Annotated in this window: 14 protein-coding genes and 1 pseudogene; 7 read left to right on the forward strand and 8 right to left on the reverse strand. The window is 69.9% G+C overall.

Features of this window, described 5'->3' with window-relative positions:
• Nucleotides 1-134: 134 nt before the first annotated feature.
• Nucleotides 135-1457, reverse strand: coding sequence for an ROK family protein (locus AC07FV_RS25335; protein WP_479089538.1), 1323 nt, complete (start codon nt 1455-1457; stop codon nt 135-137).
• Nucleotides 1458-1639: 182 nt separating this feature from the next.
• Here AC07FV_RS25335 and AC07FV_RS25340 point away from each other — a divergent pair, with 182 nt between their 5' ends.
• Genes AC07FV_RS25340 through AC07FV_RS25355 form a run of 4 tightly spaced genes read left to right on the forward strand, consistent with a single transcriptional unit; the run spans nt 1640 to nt 6247 of the window.
• Nucleotides 1640-2956: an ABC transporter substrate-binding protein gene (locus tag AC07FV_RS25340; RefSeq protein WP_479089539.1), complete on the forward strand. Its 1317-nt coding sequence runs from the start codon at nt 1640-1642 to the stop codon at nt 2954-2956.
• A gap of 14 nt (nt 2957-2970) precedes the next feature.
• On the forward strand, nt 2971-3966 hold the full coding sequence (locus tag AC07FV_RS25345; protein WP_479089540.1) for a carbohydrate ABC transporter permease: 996 nt from the start codon (nt 2971-2973) through the stop codon (nt 3964-3966).
• Between the two features lie 28 nt (nt 3967-3994).
• Complete coding sequence (locus AC07FV_RS25350; RefSeq protein ID WP_375910383.1) at nt 3995-4834, forward strand: carbohydrate ABC transporter permease; 840 nt, start codon at nt 3995-3997, stop codon at nt 4832-4834.
• 57 nt (nt 4835-4891) lie between these two features.
• Entirely contained in the window at nt 4892-6247 is a 1356-nt protein-coding gene (locus tag AC07FV_RS25355) for a GH1 family beta-glucosidase (RefSeq protein WP_479089541.1), read from the forward strand.
• Nucleotides 6248-6538: 291 nt separating this feature from the next.
• On the opposite strand, the gene AC07FV_RS25360 is transcribed toward AC07FV_RS25355, so the two are convergent.
• From AC07FV_RS25360 to AC07FV_RS25380, 5 genes are all read right to left on the reverse strand, one after another.
• Nucleotides 6539-6886 carry a MerR family transcriptional regulator gene (locus AC07FV_RS25360; protein WP_479089542.1) on the reverse strand — a complete coding sequence of 116 codons (348 nt, stop codon included), beginning with the start codon at nt 6884-6886 and terminating at the stop codon, nt 6539-6541.
• 22 nt (nt 6887-6908) lie between these two features.
• Nucleotides 6909-7847, reverse strand: a complete 939-nt coding sequence (locus AC07FV_RS25365) for an aldo/keto reductase (protein WP_479089543.1) — start codon at nt 7845-7847, stop codon at nt 6909-6911.
• A gap of 123 nt (nt 7848-7970) precedes the next feature.
• On the reverse strand, nt 7971-8195 hold the full coding sequence (locus AC07FV_RS25370; protein ID WP_479089544.1) for a hypothetical protein: 225 nt from the start codon (nt 8193-8195) through the stop codon (nt 7971-7973).
• Between the two features lie 75 nt (nt 8196-8270).
• Nucleotides 8271-9230 (reverse strand): hypothetical protein, encoded by a 960-nt coding sequence (locus AC07FV_RS25375; RefSeq protein WP_479089545.1) that lies wholly within the window; start codon nt 9228-9230, stop codon nt 8271-8273.
• Nucleotides 9231-9664: 434 nt separating this feature from the next.
• A complete protein-coding gene (locus tag AC07FV_RS25380; protein WP_479089546.1) occupies nt 9665-11050 on the reverse strand; it encodes a cellulase family glycosylhydrolase in 1386 nt (461 codons plus the stop codon).
• A gap of 151 nt (nt 11051-11201) precedes the next feature.
• On the opposite strand from AC07FV_RS25380, the pseudogene AC07FV_RS25385 reads away from it, so the two are divergent.
• Nucleotides 11202-11433: pseudogene (locus tag AC07FV_RS25385) on the forward strand (transposase family protein); the annotation flags it as partial.
• A gap of 166 nt (nt 11434-11599) precedes the next feature.
• On the opposite strand, the gene AC07FV_RS25390 reads toward AC07FV_RS25385, so the two are convergent.
• Entirely contained in the window at nt 11600-12364 is a 765-nt protein-coding gene (locus AC07FV_RS25390; RefSeq protein ID WP_479089698.1) for a GNAT family N-acetyltransferase, read from the reverse strand.
• Between the two features lie 359 nt (nt 12365-12723).
• Nucleotides 12724-12912: a hypothetical protein gene (locus AC07FV_RS25395; RefSeq protein WP_479089547.1), complete on the reverse strand. Its 189-nt coding sequence runs from the start codon at nt 12910-12912 to the stop codon at nt 12724-12726.
• A gap of 551 nt (nt 12913-13463) precedes the next feature.
• Here AC07FV_RS25395 and AC07FV_RS25400 point away from each other — a divergent pair.
• A complete protein-coding gene (locus tag AC07FV_RS25400) occupies nt 13464-16595 on the forward strand; it encodes a glycosyl hydrolase 115 family protein (protein WP_479089548.1) in 3132 nt (1043 codons plus the stop codon).
• An 815-nt stretch (nt 16596-17410) separates the two neighbouring features.
• Nucleotides 17411-17938 carry a DapH/DapD/GlmU-related protein gene (locus tag AC07FV_RS25405; protein WP_479089549.1) on the forward strand — a complete coding sequence of 176 codons (528 nt, stop codon included), beginning with the start codon at nt 17411-17413 and terminating at the stop codon, nt 17936-17938.
• Nucleotides 17939-18110 lie beyond the last annotated feature (172 nt).

Below are 18110 nucleotides of genomic sequence, written 5' to 3' on the forward strand. Positions count from 1 at the left end.
GTTGCGGAGCGGCCGACGGACGGTCACGGCCATCCGGACAGTCACGGCCGACGGACGGTCACGGCCAGCCGGACGGTCACGGCCGACGGACCGCAGCGGGCGGCAGACGGCAGCGGGCGGCGACACCGCGCCGCTCACTGCACCGACCGCTCCCGCAGCGCCGTCCGCCACGCCGGGTCCTGTTCCACGGGCTCGGCCTGCTCCGGCCGGCCACCCCGGGCGAAGAAGTCGGCGAGCGGCAGGATGGCGGCTCCCACGGTGACGGCGTCCGGCCCCAGGGTGCCGAGGTCGATGCGGACACGGGCAGCGGGATACGTCAGGGCGTAGGAGGTCGCGTGGGCCGTCACCGCGTCCAGGAAGCGCCGGCCGAGCTGCAGTCCGGCCCAGCCGCCGACCAGGATGCGTTCGGGCTGGAAGAGGTTGATCAGGTCGGAGAACCCCGCGCCCAGGTACTCGGCGGTCTCCTCCAGGACGGCCAGCGCCGTGGCGTCGGGTTCCGGGCCGGTCCCGGACGCGCGGGGTTCCGGGTAGGCGGCCGCTAGCATCGCGGTGAGCGCGGTCTCCTCGTCCACGCCCGCGGGCGGCCGCCCGCCCGCCTCCGCCCAGCGCTGGAGCAGGGCCTCCGCACCCGCGTACGCCTCCAGGCAGCCCTGGGCGCCGCAGCGGCACCGGCGCCCGCGTACGCGCACCGTCAGATGCCCCCATTCCACGGCTCGGCCCGGTCGCATGTCGTCCCCGACGACGCAGGCGCCGACGCCGGAGCCGAAGAGCACCACCGCCGCGCTCTGCGCGCCGCGGCCGGCGCCGAACCACATCTCCGCCTGGCCGAGCGTCTTGGCCCCGTTGTCGATGTAGTACGGCACGGTGGCGGGCAGGATCCGGGACTCGCGCAGCAGCCGCTCCAGCGGGACGGCGTCCCAGCCGATCGTCTGGCCGTGCACCACCGCATCGTCCTCGGCGGTCCTGGCGACGATGCCCGGCACCCCGATCCCGACGCCGAGCAGCCGCTCCACCGCGATGCCGGCCTCGGCCAGGACCTCGGGGATGCCGTCGCGAAGGTGCGTCATGACGAGGCCGACGTCGTAGCGGTCGACGCGGCGCGGGCCGGTGGCCTCCAACGGCCTCTCGACCCGGGCCAGTTCGGTGAGGGCGAGGTCGAAGAGTTCGATGCGCACCCGGGTCTCGCCGATGTCCACGCCGATCATGTAGCCGCTGCGCGCGCTGATGCGCAGCAGCGTGCGGGGACGGCCGCCGGCGGAGTCGACGCTTCCCGCCTCCTCCACCAGTCCCTCGGCGACCAGCTCGGAGACCACGTTGCTCACCGAGCCGGAACTGAGCCCGGTGGCCGGCCCCAGGGAGAACCTGCTGAGCGGCCCGTCGAAATACAACCGTTGCAATACCGCGGTGCGATTCTCCCGCCGCAGGTCACGCACTGTACGGCCGCTGCGCACTCTCAACCTCGCCCCCTCGTCCGATGCTCCTCACCGCAACTTACATGCGGTGAGGCCCTTGACGCGACCTTCACATGAGGTTTAACTCACATCCTAAATTAAGCCGTGGGGGATTTCAGGGACCGTGGGGCGGCGCTCCGCCCCCCTCCGCGGGCGACCCCGTCACTTTCCGGAAGGCCTCTGGAGTCATGCGCAGAATCAGAGCCGCAGCCGTCGGCGCCGTCACCCTCTCGTTCGCCCTCACCCTGGCTGCCTGCGGCGGGGGATCGTCGGGTTCGGAGGGCTCCAACGAGAAGCCGAAGACCCTCACCTACTGGGCCTCGAACCAGGGCGCGAACCTCGAGGTCGACAAGAAGGTCCTCCAGCCGGAACTCGACAAGTTCGAGAAGGAGACCGGCATCAAGGTGAAGCTGGAGGTCGTGCCCTGGGCGGATCTCCTCAACCGCATCCTCACCGCCACCACCTCCGGCCAGGGCCCCGACGTCCTGAACATCGGCAACACCTGGAGCGCGTCGCTGCAGTCCAGCGGCGCCCTCCTGCCCTGGGACGCGAAGAACTTCGAGGCGATCGGCGGCAGGGACCGCTTCGTGGAGTCCGCGCTCGGTTCCACCGGCGTCCAGGGCCAGGACCCGGCCGCCGTCCCGCTCTACTCCATGGCCTACGCGCTCTACTACAACAAGAAGATGTTCGCCGACGCGGGCATCGAGAAGCCGCCGGCGACCTGGGACGAGCTGGCCGAGACCGGCCGCAAGCTCTCCGAGGACGGCAAGTGGGGCCTCGGTGCCGAGGGCTCCAACCTGTCGAACAACATCCACCAGGTCTTCGTGCTCGGCAAGCAGCACGGCGCGGACTTCTTCACCGCCGACGGCAAGGCCGACTTCACCTCCGACGGGGCCGTGGCGGCGGTCAAGCAGTACGTCGACCTGATGGCCAAGGACAAGATCGTCGCGCCCGGCAACGCCGAGTACGCGCAGAACCAGTCCCTGAGCGACTTCGCCAAGGACAAGACGGCCATGGTGCTGTGGCAGACCGCGTCGGCCACCTTCAAGGCGCAGGGCATGAACGACGACGAGTGGGGCGTCGCGCCCGCCCCCGTGCAGTCCGGCCGGCCGGGCGCGGGCAAGGCCACCAACTCGATGGTCGCGGGCATCAACATGGCCGTGTTCAAGAACACCAAGAACATAGACGGCGCCAAGAAGTTCGTGAAGTTCATGACCAGCGACGAGGAGCAGATCGTCCTCAACAAGGCCTACGGCTCCATCCCGCCGGTCAAGGCGGCCCAGCAGGACGAGGCCTTCAACGGTCCGGCCCTCACCGTGCTGCGGGAGACCCTCGCCACCAGTGCCGCCGCGCTGCCGCAGGTCCCCGAGGAGTCGCAGTTCGAGACCGTCGTCGGCACCGCGGTCAAGGAACTCTTCGCCGACGCAGCCGCCGGCCGTGCGGTGACCACCGAGTCAGTGCGGGCCAAGCTCGAGAAGGCCCAGCAGCAGATGCCCAAGAAGTGAGTGCGGACACCCACATGACTACGACCGCCGACCTCGACGCAGGCGAGCGGACGGCACGCAAGGACGACCCCGGAGCGGCGCCGCGCAAGCGCCGCTCCGGGCGGCTGCGCCGCATCGGACTGCCGTATCTGCTCCTGGCCCCCGCGATCCTCCTCGAACTACTGGTCCACCTGGTGCCGATGGTGATCGGCATCGTCGTCAGCTTCAAGGAGCTGACCCAGTTCTACATCCGCGACTGGGGCACCGCGCCCTGGGCCGGTTTCGACAACTACAAGCTGTCGGTCGACTTCGACGCCCCCGTGGGCGAGGCGCTGCTCAACTCCTTCTTCACCACGTGCCTGTTCACGGCGCTCTCCGTCGGCCTGTGCTGGCTGCTGGGTGTGGCCGCCGCGATCTTCATGCAGGAGTCGTTCCGCGGCCGGGGCTTCCTGCGCACGGTCTTCCTCGTCCCGTACGCGCTGCCCGTCTACGCCGCCGTCATCACCTGGTCGTTCATGTTCCAGCGCGACAACGGACTGGTGAACCACGTCCTGCACGACCAGCTCGGACTCACCGACAGCGCCCCGTTCTGGCTGATCGGCGACAACAGCTTCATCGCGCTGCTCGTCGTCTCGGTGTGGAAGGGCTGGCCCTTCGCCTTCCTCATCATCATGGCCGGCCTGCAGAACATCCCGAGGGACATCTACGAGGCCGCGGCACTGGACGGTGCGGGAGTCTGGCAGCAGATCCGCCGCATCACCCTGCCGGCCCTGCGCCCCGTCAACCAGGTCCTGGTGCTGGTGCTGTTCCTGTGGACCTTCAACGACTTCAACACCCCCTTCGTCCTGTTCGGCAAGGCCGCGCCGGAAGCCGCGGACCTGATCTCCATCCACATCTACCAGTCCTCGTTCCAGACCTGGAACTTCGGAACGGGCTCCGCGATGTCGGTCCTGCTGCTCCTGTTCCTGCTCGTGGTGACGGGTGCGTACCTCTGGTTCACCTCCCGAGGAAGGAAGGCCTCCGATGTCTAGCCCCACCGCCCGCCGGCCCCGCTCCCCCATGGCGGCCCCGCGGTCCTTCCTCTGGAGCCGCCGTGTCTTCCTGACCCTCCTCACGGTCTTCGTCCTGCTGCCGGTCTACGTGATGATCTCCAGCTCGCTGAAGCCGCTGGAGGACGTGTCGGGCAAGTTCGAGTGGTTCCCCTCGGGCCTCACCGTCCGCCCGTACTTCGACATCTGGGAGACGGTCCCGCTCGCCGACTACTTCATGAACTCGCTGATCGTGGCGGGCGCGGCCACGGTCTGCTCCGTCACCATCGCCGTGTTCGCGGCCTACGCGGTCAGCCGGTACTCGTTCCGCGGCAAGCGCGTCTTCACGGTGACCGTGCTGTCGACCCAGATGTTCCCCGGCATCCTGTTCCTCCTGCCGCTGTTCCTCATCTACGTCAACATCGGCAACGCCACCGGCATCGCCCTCTTCGGTTCCCGCGGCGGCCTCATCCTCACCTACCTCACCTTCTCGCTGCCGTTCTCCATCTGGATGTTGATCGGCTACTTCGACTCCGTGCCCAGGGACCTCGACGAGGCGGCCAAGGTGGACGGCTGCGGACCGCTCGGCGCCCTCTTCCGGGTCATCGTGCCCGCCGCGATCCCCGGCATCGTCGCCGTCGCCGTCTACGCCTTCATGACGGCCTGGGGCGAGGTGCTCTTCGCCTCGGTCATGACCAACGACACCACCCGCACGCTGGCGGTCGGTCTCCAGGGCTACTCCACCCAGAACGACGTGTACTGGAACCAGGTCATGGCCGCCTCACTCGTCGTCAGCCTGCCCGTCGTCGCCGGCTTCCTGCTCCTCCAGCGCTACCTCGTCACCGGCCTCACCGCCGGCGCCGTCAAATAGCCGCCCGGACCGCGACCCCCGCCGCACACCACCCGACCACCCCCAGAGAGGCCCTCTGTGTCCGATTCGCCTGACCTCGCCGCCTTCCCCGCCGACTTCACCTGGGGCACGGCCACCTCCGCCTACCAGATCGAGGGCGCCGTCGCCGAGGACGGCCGGGCACCGTCGATCTGGGACACCTTCTCCCACACCCCGGGGAAGGTCGACAACGACGACCACGGCGACGTGGCCTGCGACCACTACCACCGGTGGCCCGAGGACATCGCCCTGATGAAGCGGCTCGGCGCCGACGCCTACCGCCTGTCCATCGCCTGGCCCCGGGTCGTGCCCGGCGGTGACGGGCCGGTCAACGCGGCCGGAATCGACTTCTACGACCGGCTCGTCGACGGCCTCCTCGACGCGGGGATCACCCCCAACATCACCCTTTACCACTGGGACCTCCCGCAGACGCTCCAGGACCGCGGCGGCTGGACCGTGCGCGAGACCGCGGAACACCTCGCCGCATACGCCTCCGTAGTGGCCGGCCGCCTCGGCGACCGCGTCACCCAGTGGGCCACGCTCAACGAACCCCTGTGCTCCGGCTGGATCGGCCACCTGGAGGGCCGGATGGCCCCCGGCCTCACCGACCTGACCGCCGCCGTACACGCCTCCTACCACCTGCTCCTCGCACACGGCCTCGCCACCCAGGCGGTCCGCGCGGCGGCACCGGGCGCACAGGTGGGCCTGGTCACCAACCACTCCACCATCGAGGCCGCCTCGACCCGTCCGGAGGACCTCGCGGCGGCCACCCGCATGGACGGCCACACCAACCGCTGGTGGCTCGACCCGGTCTACGGGCGCGGCTTCCCCACCGACATGCGCGAGCTGTACGGCGTGGAACTGCCCGAACGCCCCGGCGACCTGGACGTGATCGCCTCGCCCCTCGACTGGCACGGCCTCAACTACTACTTCCCGGCCACCGTCACCGACGACCCCCAGGGCCCCGTCCCGTACGCCCGTGAGGTCCGGCTGCCCGACGTACCGCGCACCGGCATGGACTGGCAGATCGACGCCGGCGGCCTGGAGGCCCTGCTGATGCGCCTGACCGACGACTACGGGGTGCGCAAGCTGTACGTCACCGAGAACGGCTCCGCGTTCGCGGACACCGTCCGCCCCGACGGCGAGGTCCACGACCCCGACCGGGCCCGCTACCTGGAACAGCACATCGCCGCCTGCGCCCGGGCGGTCCGCAAGGGCGCGCCCGTGGCCGGCTACTACGCCTGGTCCCTGCTCGACAACTTCGAGTGGGCGTACGGCTACGACAAGCGGTTCGGCCTCGTCCACGTCGACTACGCGACCCAGGCCCGCACCGTCAAGACCAGCGGCAGGCGGTACGCGGACCTCATCCGCAGCCACCGGGAGTCCCACTCCTGACCCCATCGGTACCGCGAAGGGCCCTGTCGTCGGCCCCCGAAAGGGGGAACCCCCGACAGGGCCCGCCTTCGCCGCGCGGCGGAACGTGTCGGTACCGCTCCTCGTGACGTACGCAGGGGCTACTTCTTCTCTCTCTTGTAACTCCAGTAGGCCAGGAGGAAGGCAGCCACCAGGACGAACCCTCCTAGGGCCCAAGTAGCCACTGGATTGTCGAATCCGATTCCGGACGTCGCAGTGATCATTTCTCTCCTGGGGATCCTGCGCAGTCGAGTGTGTCGACGGCGCCCCCGCTCAGCTGTAGTAGGCGATCTTCTCGTCGAGAACCTCCATCGCCCGGTGCAGGGCTGCCACCCGTTGCTCCAGGGTCGCACGGCGCTCGCGGAGGAAGGCCACCCGCTCCTGCGGAGGGTGTTCGGCGCGCAGGAGGGCGACGAACCCCCGTAGGTCCGCGATGCCGAGTCCGGCCTCTCGGAAACAGGTGACCAGGCCGATCCAGAAGAGGTCGTCCTCGGTGTACTCTCTGCGCCCGCCGACGGAACGCCGGATCGGGCCGATGAGCCCTTCGCGCTCGTAGTAGCGCAACGTATCGATGGAGACACCGGTGCGGTCGGCGGCCGCTGCTGGGGCCAGGGCGGTCATGGGGCTCCTTGGGTCCTTGTCGCTAACGTGCTTCGACGAAGCGCGTCAGGTGCTCGTCGCTGAGTCGCACACGGCGTGCGGCGAGTGCCTGCTCGATCTGCTCCACCCGGCTCACGCCGACGATGGGGTCGATTCCCTGCCGCATCAGCCATGCCAGGACGACCTGGTTCCTCGTGGTCGAGAGCTCGTCGGCGATGTCGTCCAGTACCGCGAGCACCCGGGTGGTCCCGGGGTGATCATAGGTTCGCGGAAGTGGCTTGTCCGCGCGCTCGTAGGAACCCCACATCAGCGAGGTGTACGACCACACGGCGAGCCCTTCCGTGCGCGCGAGGTCCAGGTCCTCGGCGGCGAGCATGCGGTGGCCGGCCTCAGCGAGGGGAGTCAGCGGGCGCGGTTGGACGAGTGAGTGGCGCAGTTGCAGCGCCGTCCACGGTTCCACGCGCTGCTCCCGCGCGAGGGACCGCGCGCGCTCGACACGCCAGGCGGCGTGGTTCGCCGCTCCGACCCGCAGGGCCACCCCCTTCGCGACCAGTTCACCGAAGGCGCCGACCGTCTCCTCCAGCGGCACGGTGCGGTCCTCGGCGTGGGCCCAGAGCAGATCGACGTGGTCGACTCCCAGGCGTCCGAGGCTCTCCTGCGCCCCGTCGTGGACGGCGCGGGCCGAGAGTCCTTCGGCGCTTTCCGGCCAGGAGTGCGGAACGAGCGGGTTCTGCCGGACCTTCGTTGCGATCCGCACCGATTCGCGCACGCCCGGACGAGCCCGGAGCCACGCCCCGATGACGCGTTCACTGGCCCCGCCGACGCCGCTGGGATCGGCCCAGAAGGAGTAGCAGTTCGCGGTGTCGAGCCAGACACCACCGCCGGCGACGAAGGAATCAAGGATCGCGAAGGCTCGATCGGGGTCGACGCGGGTGCCGAAGTCCATGGTTCCGAGGACGATCTGAGGGTCAGTGCTCTTCATGTCGCCCATCCTCGGATCTGGAGCGCGCTCCAGGTCAAGAGACCGCTTCCGCGGGAGTAGCAGCTGCGGCCGCTCGCCTTCGACACCGCCCCTGACACCACTCAGCCATACCGATCGGCCGACCTATGGTGCCTGCCCGGGCGGCCGTGCTCGTCCGTTCTCCGGCTTCCCGGTCAGACGGCTGGCGAGGTGGTAGCCCACGGTCACGTCCTGGTACTCGACCCCGGGATCGACCTCTCGGGGCAGGTTGGTCCGCGCACTGCGGGAGACCGACTCGCGCGCTCCGGTGCCGGGGAAGGAGACCAGGGTGCGCGGCGCCTCCTCGAAGCGGAGGCGGTCGCCGCTCACGACCGCCTCGAAGGAGACATCGGGGCCGGAGTCTCCGATGGAGGCCTCGGTGGCCGGGCACAGCGGCGATTCCCTTCACGGCGGCTCGTCGCGCTTTTCGGCGCGGCGGCGCCCCGGGGGTCGCGGGGCGTCGGGCTCGTTGTCGTCGGTACGGCGCCGCCGCACGGCGGAGCCGCCGCCCGCGGAGCCCTCACCGGACCGTCCGGTCGTCCGCCGTGCTGCCGTCCGCCGTGCCGCCGTACGGCCCGATGCCCCGGCGTTCGCGCCCACCCCGGAGGTCGCTCTGCGCACCTTCTCCCCACTTCCGGCCTCCGCGCCGGTTACGCTCCTGCCGGCCTGCTCGGCCTTCCCCCCGACGGCCCGGTCGGCCTCCCCGATCGCGTCGCCGACGTCGTCCACGGCCCGGCCCGCTGCCTTGCCCGCCTCTCCGACGGCTTCGCCCGCGCTGCCGCCGACGTCCTCGATCGCCTCGCCGACGCCTTGTCCGACAGCCCCGGCGGCCTGCCCCACGCCGCTGCCGGCGTCCTCGACCGCGGAGCCGGCGCCCTCTCCGACGTCCTGAACGGCCGAGCCCGCGCCACCTCCGACGTCCCGTACGGCGGATGCGGCACCGCGGGCCAGCTCCTCCAGGATCTGCGGATTGCGGTCGAGCGTGGTGAGGACCCGGTTGATGATGAGTGCGACGTTGTCCAACCGAACTCTCAGCTGGGCTTGTGCCTCCACCCCCGAGATGCCGAGATGGACCTTGCCGAGCACCACGTCGGCGCCCACGTTCAGTTTGAGCAGGTCGAGTACCTCGGCCTGGAGGGAGACGCGGGCCCGCAGATCCTCCACGTCGAGGTCGATCTCGTCGACCTTGAGCCGGGGGACGTCCAGGAAGACGTCGGGACTCCGCTCGTACGGCGCACCGCCCACCCGGGCCGCGACCTCTTCCTCGTCCTCGCCGTCGTCCTCGTCGAGCGGCTCCTGGAACTCGTCGTCGTACGGCTCCACGTCGTCGTCGTACGTGTCCGGCTCCTGCTCGGTGTCTTCCATGTGGTCGGCACCGTTCCTGGCGTGGTGCTGCATCCGCTGCGCCTCCGCGAACTCGCCTGGGCATTTGGTCCCCTTTTGACCAGTATGACCGTTCGAGGCGTTCACAACGAACCAGTGGGCAGTGGGCCGCTTCCGTGCCGGAGCCGCGACGCGCCGCGCCGCGGGACAGGGGCGAATGGAGCACATGATCACTGGGCGACGGCCGTACGGGCCATCGGCCGTACGGCACCGGGCTGCCCTGCCCCGTCACCGGGATGGCCGGACGGGCACCGCCACCGCCTGCGCCGACACTCCCCTCGCACCACCGGGAAGGGTTCCCGGCGGTGCGAGGGCTGGGCCGCCCGAAGACGGCCGGAAAGCCGGAGCCTCCGCTGAGGTCGGGAGCGCTCCCAGACAGCGGCAGGCTGCGGGCGCACCCGGAGCCCCGTCGGGGATCAGCCGGTCGGGAAGTTGTCAGCGGTGCTGATGCGGCTCTTGATCAGCGCCCCGGACTCGGTCAGCACACCACTGCTGCTGTAGTCGCTGCCGTTGCAGGTGCCCGGCTTGAACGCCGCGCTGCCCTCGTTGGCGTCGGAGTACGTCCAGTTCGCGTAGCTGATCTTCAGCTGGTCGAGGAGGTCCAGCCATGCGATGCTGCTCGCCCGGTCCATCGCCCCGCCACCGGTCGCGCTCACCGTTCCGAACTCGGACACGAACAGGGGCAGTCGCGAGGCGGCTCGGCTCACTGCCGCGCGGTAGTTGTCCTTGTGACTCGCGGCGTAGAAGTGGAACGCGTACATGATGTTGGTCGCGTTCACGGGGTTGTTGACCACCTCGCTCTCGTTGGACCCGTCCGAGACCCCCAGCGAGGACCACCCGCGGGTACCGACGATGATGACGGCGTCCGGGTCGGCGGCCCGAATGACGGGAATGACCTGCTCGGCGTAGTTCTTGATGGCCGTCCAGCTCACGCCGTTGGGCTCGTTGGCGATCTCGTAGATCACGTTCTTCTTGTCCGCGTTGCGGGCGGCCACGGACGAGAAGAACGTCTTCGCGCGGTCGAGGTTGTAGTTCGGGTCACCCGGCGTCAACGTGTGGAAGTCGATCACCGCGTACATGCCGCGGGCCTCGGCCATGTCGACCAGGCCGTTCACCCGGCTGGTGAAGCCTGCGGGGTCGGTCTCGTAGCCCTGTTCCTGCACGTACATGGCGACGCGGAACAGGTCCGACTTCCAGTCCTCGGCGAGGGCGTCCAGGGAGGCGCCGTTGTAGCACTTGGCGAACCACTGGATGCCGTGCGTGCTCATGCCACGCAGCTGCACGGGGCGGTTGTACTGATTGCACAGGTTCACGCCGCACACGCGCAGTTGGCCGTTCGTGGCCACCGGCGTCCCGGTCGCGGGCGGGTCGGTCGGGGAGTCCGTCGGCGGATCGGTGACGGAGCCTGTGCAGGTGACGCCGTTGAGCGTGAAGGAAGCGGGCTTCGGATTGGACCCCGTGAAGGACCCCACGAATCCCAGTTCGGCCGAAGCGCCGGTCGGCAGCGTGCTGTTCCAGTCGGTACCGGCTGCGCTGACCGTGGAGCCGGACTGCGACCAGGTCGCGTTCCACCCCTGGACGACCTTCTGCCCGGCATCCGGCATGGCGAACCGCAGGTTCCACCCGCTGGTGGGGTCTCCCAGATTCGTGATCTTCACGCCGGCCTGGAAGCCGCCCTGCCACTGACTGGTGATCGTGTAGTCGACCCTGCAGCCGGTGGCCGCCTGCGCCGAAGGCCCGGCGAGCGTGGTGAGGCCGACGGCCGTCACACAGCTCGCCAGAAGTGCCAAGATGCGTTTCAATGCGTTCCTCCTCGTGCGAAGCGGACACAATCGGATGGGAGCGCTCCCAAAACCCATCGGCCCGAGAACGTACACCTGCGCGCCGTCGCGCGATAGGCATCGGACCGCCGAAGTTCGATGCCGGCGGGCAGCAGTAGCCCCGTTCGCCGGGCTGAGCCCACGCTGCTTCGGCAAGTTGGTCACCCACGTGCCCGGTGGGACCGTGGGCCGATCGCAGCATGGGCGGCCGGCCAGCCTTCCTTTGGAAGATCGAGTGTTGCTGGTTCCTGCGTACTGCACACGACTTGACGCGACGCCGACTCGATCCGCTCTTCGGCGTCTCCAAGTCGGCGGCCAACCGGATCATCGACCACCTCGGCCCCAAGCTCGCCTCCCAGCCTCGGTTTGTGGCTGAGAGGACGTTCTCACTCCGATCCCCATGTGTGGTTTTCGCTGGTCAGACACGAGGCGGCCGCAGCTGGAGGCCCATCGCGGCGACGCCCCGGGCGTGAAGCGTTGCCGATGGACCACCAGGCATTCGGTGAGGAGCGGTGCGGTCGCCGTTACGGGTCAGGGGGCGAGGGCGTACTCGGTGAAGTGGCCGCAGGCGGTGAACCCGAGACGGCGGTAGACGGGTTCCCCGTCGGCGGATGCCTGGAGCACCGCGGTCTCGTAGCCCGCGTCGCGGGCGGTGTGCAGGGTGGCCGCGGTGATGGCGCCGCCGTAACCTCGGCGGCGGTCGGTGGCGAGTGTGGCGATGTTGTAGATGCCGGCGACCCCTGCGTGCAGGAAGACCTCGGCCGAGCAGACGGGACGGCCGTCGACGTAGCCGACCAGGTAGCGGGCGGGGCATTCGTCGGCGAGCGCCCAGGGGGCGGTGTCGGCGAAGAACTGGCGCACCGTGGCGGCGGGCGGGCTCCAGTTCGCGGCGAGGATCGTGGCGTAGTCGGCGAGCTGTTCCGGGGTGGTTGCCGAGCGGATCTCCAGGCCGTCGACGTGCGCGTCGGGGAGGGGGGCGCGCAGGTCCTTCCACATGCCCGCCTCGGTTTCCGATGCCTCCAGGCCGGCGGACCGAAGATGCTCGGCGAGATTGTCCGGCGTGGAGGCAGGGCCCACCCACCAGGAGAAGGGGCGGCCGATGGCGGCAAGGGTGCGGGCCGTCTCCGCGGCGCGGGCCGGGGCGGTGCCCGGGGTGAAGCGGGCCGTCGCGACGATGTTGAAGGTGTCGTCGTCGAGTCCGCTGTCGGCGATCAGCAGATCGGCGGTCTCGATGACGGACGCGCTCTTCAGAGTTCGGTGCAGGTGGCAGGCATGCTCGGCGAGATTCTGCTCCATCGCGAGCGGAAGGTCGGATACATCGACGGACGGGATGTGCATGGGGCTCATGATGATCCATCCCAGCATGCCGTCTGGAGTGCTGGCAGGTCCTTTTCCCCTACCTGTACACGCGCGGTCCAGGAGCTGTCCGCTGGACCAGGGAGTACTGGCAGGGAAAGCACGGTGTGACGAGTCGGGCGGTCAGCGCGCGAGCCTCGTGGCGCACGCCTCGGACGCAGCCCTCGCCCAACGCCACCGTGGCCCCACAGCCCGTGCCGGGAGCAGGGACGGCAGACAGCGTCGTCCCGTTCTTTCCGGCCACATACGTGAGTCCGAACGCAGGCAGAAGGGAGTCCGGAGCCGGCCGGTCGGATTGGTCAGGCAGTCGGGCGGCCGGTGAGAGCCGGCAGAGTCCTTGTCCTGATCCGGCGGTAGGTCCTGAAGCCGTACACGGTCAGCGCGGTCCAGATGACGGTACTGACCAGAGGCCACCACAGATCCCAGCCCTGCTCGCCCTGGACGAGATGGGCGGTCCAGTTCACCGCCCAGCTGGCCGTGAGGACCAAGGCCGCCCACCTGGCCCACCGCCAGATCCGCATCGTTCCCCGGGCCCGGGTTTCCTGTGAACTCTGCTCGTCCTGTCGAAGTCGTGTGCCATCCATACCTACCCGCCTACCCCGCACTCGCCCCTTGCCTCCTGGCCGCTCGGAGAGGGCCGAAAACGGGCGGCTCCACCGGGGGCGTCCAATACCAGTACGAAGGTGACCGTTACCGCAACGACTTCTCCGCCCGCTGCATCGACCCGACAAAGGGTCAGGGACCCTGCCGCCTCCTCGTGCGCCAGAGCATCAGATGACTACTGGCACGGACCTCCCTGACGCCGCCGCCTTTCCTCCCCGCTGGACCCGTCATCTCACAGCGGCAGACGGCAGGTTGCAGACAGCAGACGGCATGCGATGCGATCGCCGGTCCGTCGTCCCCGCAAGTCGCGCACGAACCTCACGGAGCCGTCAGGGCGGTCGAAACTATTCGGACTGTTCGACCCCTGTCCCCCGGCAGTCACGGCCCCCACTATTTGTCATGCCGCTTTTCAAATACGAGGTGAGAGGGGTGTGACATGTCTGCGCACGTCAGTCGCAGAGCTGTCCTCGGGGTCGGGCTGGCCGCGGTGCCCGCGATGTCGTCGGCCGTCGCGCTGCCGGCGCCGTCCGCGTCGGCGGCGGGTGCCGGGGATGGTTTCGGCCTGCGGACGACGGATCCGGGAGCGTACGTCTCCTTCGCCGCCCACCGCCCGCACCCGGGTGCGTTCCCCCTGGTCGGTGCCCCGGTCCTGGTGAGCGACGGCGACCACCCGGGAGTCGTCCGGGCGGCCGCGGACCTGCGCGCCGACATCGCGCGCGTCACCGGGGTGCGTCCCGGCAGCACGGTGGCCCGCTTCGCCGTGCTGGTCGGCACCCTCGGCCGCAGCCGGCTCGTCGACTCCCTGGTGACCTCCGGGAAGCTGGACGTCACCGGTGTGCGCGGCCGTTGGGAGACCTCGTTGCAGACGGTGGTGGACCACCCGATGCCCGGCGTCGAGCAGGCCCTCGTCATCGCGGGCAGCGACCCCCGCGGCACGATCTTCGGCGCCTACGACGTCTCGTACGGCATGGGTGTCTCCCCCTGGTACTGGTGGGACGACGTGCCGCCGGTCCGCCGCGACCGCGTCTGGATCCTCCCGGGCCGTCACACGCAGGGCACCCCGGCCGTGAAGTACCGGGGGGTGTTCATCAACGACGAGAACCCGGCGCTCGGCACCTGGGCGCCCGCGTACTTCGGCCCCGGCAAGGCCGAAGGCCATCCAGGCGGCTTCACCGCCGACTTCTACACCAAGGTCTTCGAACTCCTGCTCCGCCTCAAGGCCAACTACCTCTGGCCGGCGGTCTGGGGCCGGGCGTTCGCCGAGGACGACCCCGACAACCACCGGCGCGCCGCGGAGTACGGCATCGTCATGGGCACCTCCCACGAGGCGCCGATGATGCGCGGTATCGAGGAGTGGAACCGGCACGCCACCCCCGCCGTGCGCGACGCCTCCGGCGCGATCGTCACCGAGGGCCACGACCCCTACGGCGGCACCGGCGAGTGGTCGTACGTGCGCAACGCCGAGGCGATCAAGAAGTACTGGCGGGCCGGCGTGCAGCGCATGGTCGACCAGGGCTTCGAGGGAGTGGTCACCCTCGGCATGCGCGGCAACGGCGACACCAGCCTCCCCGACGGCGACGGCATCGACCTGATGCGGGAGATCATCGCGGAGCAGCGCCGCATCATCGAGGCGGTGACGGGACGCCCGGCCGAGGAAACCCCCCAGGTGTGGACCCTCTACAAGGAGGTCCAGCGCTACTGGGACCGTGGACTGCGCGCTCCCGACGACGTCACGGTCGTCCTCACCGACGACAACTGGGGCAACATCCGCAAGCACCCCGACCCCGCCGAGCCCGCCCGCGGCGGGGGCTACGGTCTCTACTACCACTTCGACTACGTCGGCGTCGGCCGCAACTACAAGTGGGTCGACACCGCCAACCTCACCAACACCTGGGACCAGCTCCACCAGGCGCATGCCTACGGCAACCACGGCCTGTGGGTGGTCAACGTCGGGGACCTCAAGGGCAACGAGCTGCCCACGGAGTTCTTCCTCACCTATGCCTGGGACCCGCAGCGTTGGCCGCAGGAGCGGCTGCCGGAGTGGGAGTGGCGCTACGCCCGCCAGAACTTCGGCGAGGGCGCCGCCGAGACGGTGGCCGGGATCCTCTCGACGTACGGTCGCCTGCAGGCCCGCCGCAAGCCGGAGCTGCTCAACCGGCGTATCACCCTGCGCGAAGGCGAGGTCGTCTACGACGACCAGGAGACGCCCTACTACTTCGCCCACCGGGAACTCGAGCGGGTCACGCAGGAGTGGCAGGACCTGGCGAAGAAGGCGGACCGCGTGGCGCGGAGCCTGCCCGCACGGCTCCAGGACGCATGGTTCGAACTGGTCGGTTACGAGGTCGCGGCCACCGCCAACCTGTACGCCCTGCGCAGGGCGGAGTTCACCAACCTCCTCTACGCCGCCCAGGGCCGGGCCGCGACCAACGACCTGGCCAGGCGGGCGGAGGACGGACTGGCCCAGGACCTCGCCCTGGCCGACCACTTCAACTCGCGCGTGGCGCAGGGGAAGTGGGCGGGCTTCCAGACTCAGCCGCACATCGGCTACGGCGACGTGGACCGCTACGGACCCAACGCCCCCTGGCAGCAGCCGGAGAAGGACAACGTAGCCCTGCCGGACGTGCTGTTCCCGGCGGTGCGGCGCATCGAGGTGCCTGCGGCAGCCGCCTTGGGGGTGTGCGTGGACGGGGCGGAGGACGCGGGCCTGTGGTGGCCGGGCGGGGCAGGCGGCAGACAGGCGGAGCTGCCCGAGTTCAGTCCGTACCAGACCCGCCCGCAGCAGTACGTGGAGATCTTCAACCGGGGCGGTGCCCCCTTCGACTACCGGGTGGAGACCTCCGCCCCCTGGCTCACGGTGGACCGGCCCCGGGGCCGGGTGCGGCAACAGGTCCGGCTGGAGGCCCGAGTCGACTTCACGCGCGTCCCCCGGGACATGGCACAGGCCACCCTCACGGTCACCGGCGCGGGCGCCTCGGTGACCGTGACCTGCACGGCACGCGTACCGTCCCGACGAGGCCTGCGGGGCTTCGTCGAAGCGGGCGGCTACGTGGCGGTCGACGCCGAGCACCACGACCGCGCGGTGGGCACCTGGCGCCGCCTGGACGGCATCGGCCGTACGACGTCGGGCATGACCCTGTGGCCGGTCACGGCGCCGACACAGGCCCCGGGGCGGACCTCGTCCGCCCGCCTGGAGTACGAGGTGACGCTGCTGACCGCGGGGCCGAGCAGGGAGGTCACGGTCTGGGCGGAGGTGTCACCCCGCAACCCGGCCCTGGCGACAGGCGGCGCCCTGCGCTACGCGGTCTCCTTCGACGACGCACCGCCCCAGACGGTCGACATCGTCGCCGCGACGGGCTCCGACGACATGACCATGAACATGCAGTGGGCGCGCAACACCTCCGACAACATCAACCGCACGGTGACGCGTCATCGGCTCGCGGGTCCAGGCATCCACCGCCTGAAAGTCTGGGCGGTGGATCCCACGGTGGTCGTTCAGCGGCTGCTGATCGACACGGGCGGCCTGCCGCAGACGTACCTCGGACCGGCGGAGAGCAAGCGGGTCCGCTAGGACGCGCACCGACAGCCCACGTCAGGGCCGGAGCCCGAGATGCCGCGGGCGGCCCGCCGGCGCCGGCTCCTGACGGGGCTGAGGTCTGAGCACCGACCTGCCCACCGGCCGCCTGCGGTCCGCCGCCCGTACTCCCGACCAGCTCCGGCACAGCGCCCTGTCCGCCCTGCCGCTCGGTGCGCGCGGCACGGTCCAGGCGGCTCGTACGTGCCTGGACCCGCCGGGCGACGGGGCCGCCCGCCGCCGGGAGGCACTGCCGACCCGGCCCCGCCCGGCCCGCGGCTACGAGGCCCGCCCCCGCCGCTCCGAGTTCACAGGACCCTCAGCAGGGCAGTGCCTGTCGGCCGAGCCGATCGCGTTCTCCTCGGTGTCGCTGAGGTGGAAGCAGGTGCCGTTGGCCCACACCGTGACCGATTCGGGCGGTGGTCGATCTGGAATGGCTCGTCCCCACGCGGGGTTCCGGGCCACGGCCCATCCGCCGCAGGCGAGTGGGTGACGATGGCCCATGTTTGCTTCGGAGGCAATTCGTGCGCTTCCGCCCAACGCTCCACGGTCAGCTCCAGCGCGGTCTCTCCGTCATTGCTGATCAACAGTCGCGCCGTTCCCACGCCGCCCATCCCCCGCGCCCCTCTGCACGCCCCGACCCGTGTGCCGTGTGGTGGCAAGCCCGGAAAGCCCGGCCCCCGGTCGGCCAAGCCTGGAGCATACATCCCGCCTGCACAACCGTTGGTTGTGCACGAGGGGCATGGAGTTGTTTGATCCGGCGTGCTGCGCGGTGATGGGATCAGCACATGTCCACTCGCACAGAGCAAGTCATGTACGTGAAGACGCCCGAATCCAGGCGCTATGTAGACCGGGTCGCGGAGGTGACCGACGCAACGTCCCGACTGAACGGGCTCCCGTTCAGCGACAGCGAAGGACGCGCGGAACTACTCGCGGTTGTGTTCGGTGGCCCGCTGCCCGAGTCGGTCGTGATCTATCCCCCGTTCTTCACCGAGTACGGACTGAACACGTCGTTCGGGGAGAACGTCTTCGTCAACCAGGGATGCACCTTCATGGACAAGGGGGGTATCGAGATCGGCAACGGCGTCATGATCGCTCCGAAAGTCAGCCTCATCACCGGAGGCCATCCTCTACCCCGGGCCGAACGCCGCAAGTACCTCTCGTTCGCCCCGATCGTCATCGAGGACGACGTCTGGATCGGGACGGCTGCCGTGGTCACACAGGGAGTCACTATCGGTACCGGTGCAGTGGTCGCGGCGGGCGCGGTGGTCACTCGCGACGTTCCTGCCGGCACTGTGGTCGCCGGAGTGCCCGCCCGGGTGATCAAGACAGTCGACTGAGCCGGCAGCACTGCGAACCGGAGTCACAGCACCTGGCGGTCCGCCGTAGCGACGGCCTGAAGATCGTTTCGGATCGGCGGGTCGTCCGCGCGGCCCTCGACAGAGCCCCCGACCGCAGGGTGATGTCCGTATCCGTGGGATACCTGGCCCTACGGACATGGCACGTGTACCA

The sequence above is a fragment of the Streptomyces sp. NPDC045956 genome (genome assembly GCF_056430705.1).

Bases quoted from the DNA above. Each gene is read 5' to 3' on its own strand.
- AC07FV_RS25340 (WP_479089539.1), top strand. From the start codon at position 1,640: ATGCGCAGAATCAGAGCCGCAGCCGTCGGCGCCGTCACCCTCTCGTTC.
- AC07FV_RS25345 (WP_479089540.1), top strand. From the start codon at position 2,971: ATGACTACGACCGCCGACCTCGACGCAGGCGAGCGGACGGCACGCAAG.
- AC07FV_RS25350 (WP_375910383.1), top strand. From the start codon at position 3,995: ATGGCGGCCCCGCGGTCCTTCCTCTGGAGCCGCCGTGTCTTCCTGACC.
- AC07FV_RS25360 (WP_479089542.1), bottom strand. From the start codon at position 6,886: ATGACCGCCCTGGCCCCAGCAGCGGCCGCCGACCGCACCGGTGTCTCC.
- AC07FV_RS25365 (WP_479089543.1), bottom strand. From the start codon at position 7,847: ATGAAGAGCACTGACCCTCAGATCGTCCTCGGAACCATGGACTTCGGC.
- AC07FV_RS25375 (WP_479089545.1), bottom strand. From the start codon at position 9,230: ATGGAAGACACCGAGCAGGAGCCGGACACGTACGACGACGACGTGGAG.
- AC07FV_RS25390 (WP_479089698.1), bottom strand. From the start codon at position 12,364: ATGGAGCAGAATCTCGCCGAGCATGCCTGCCACCTGCACCGAACTCTG.
- AC07FV_RS25400 (WP_479089548.1), top strand. From the start codon at position 13,464: ATGTCTGCGCACGTCAGTCGCAGAGCTGTCCTCGGGGTCGGGCTGGCC.
- AC07FV_RS25405 (WP_479089549.1), top strand. From the start codon at position 17,411: ATGTACGTGAAGACGCCCGAATCCAGGCGCTATGTAGACCGGGTCGCG.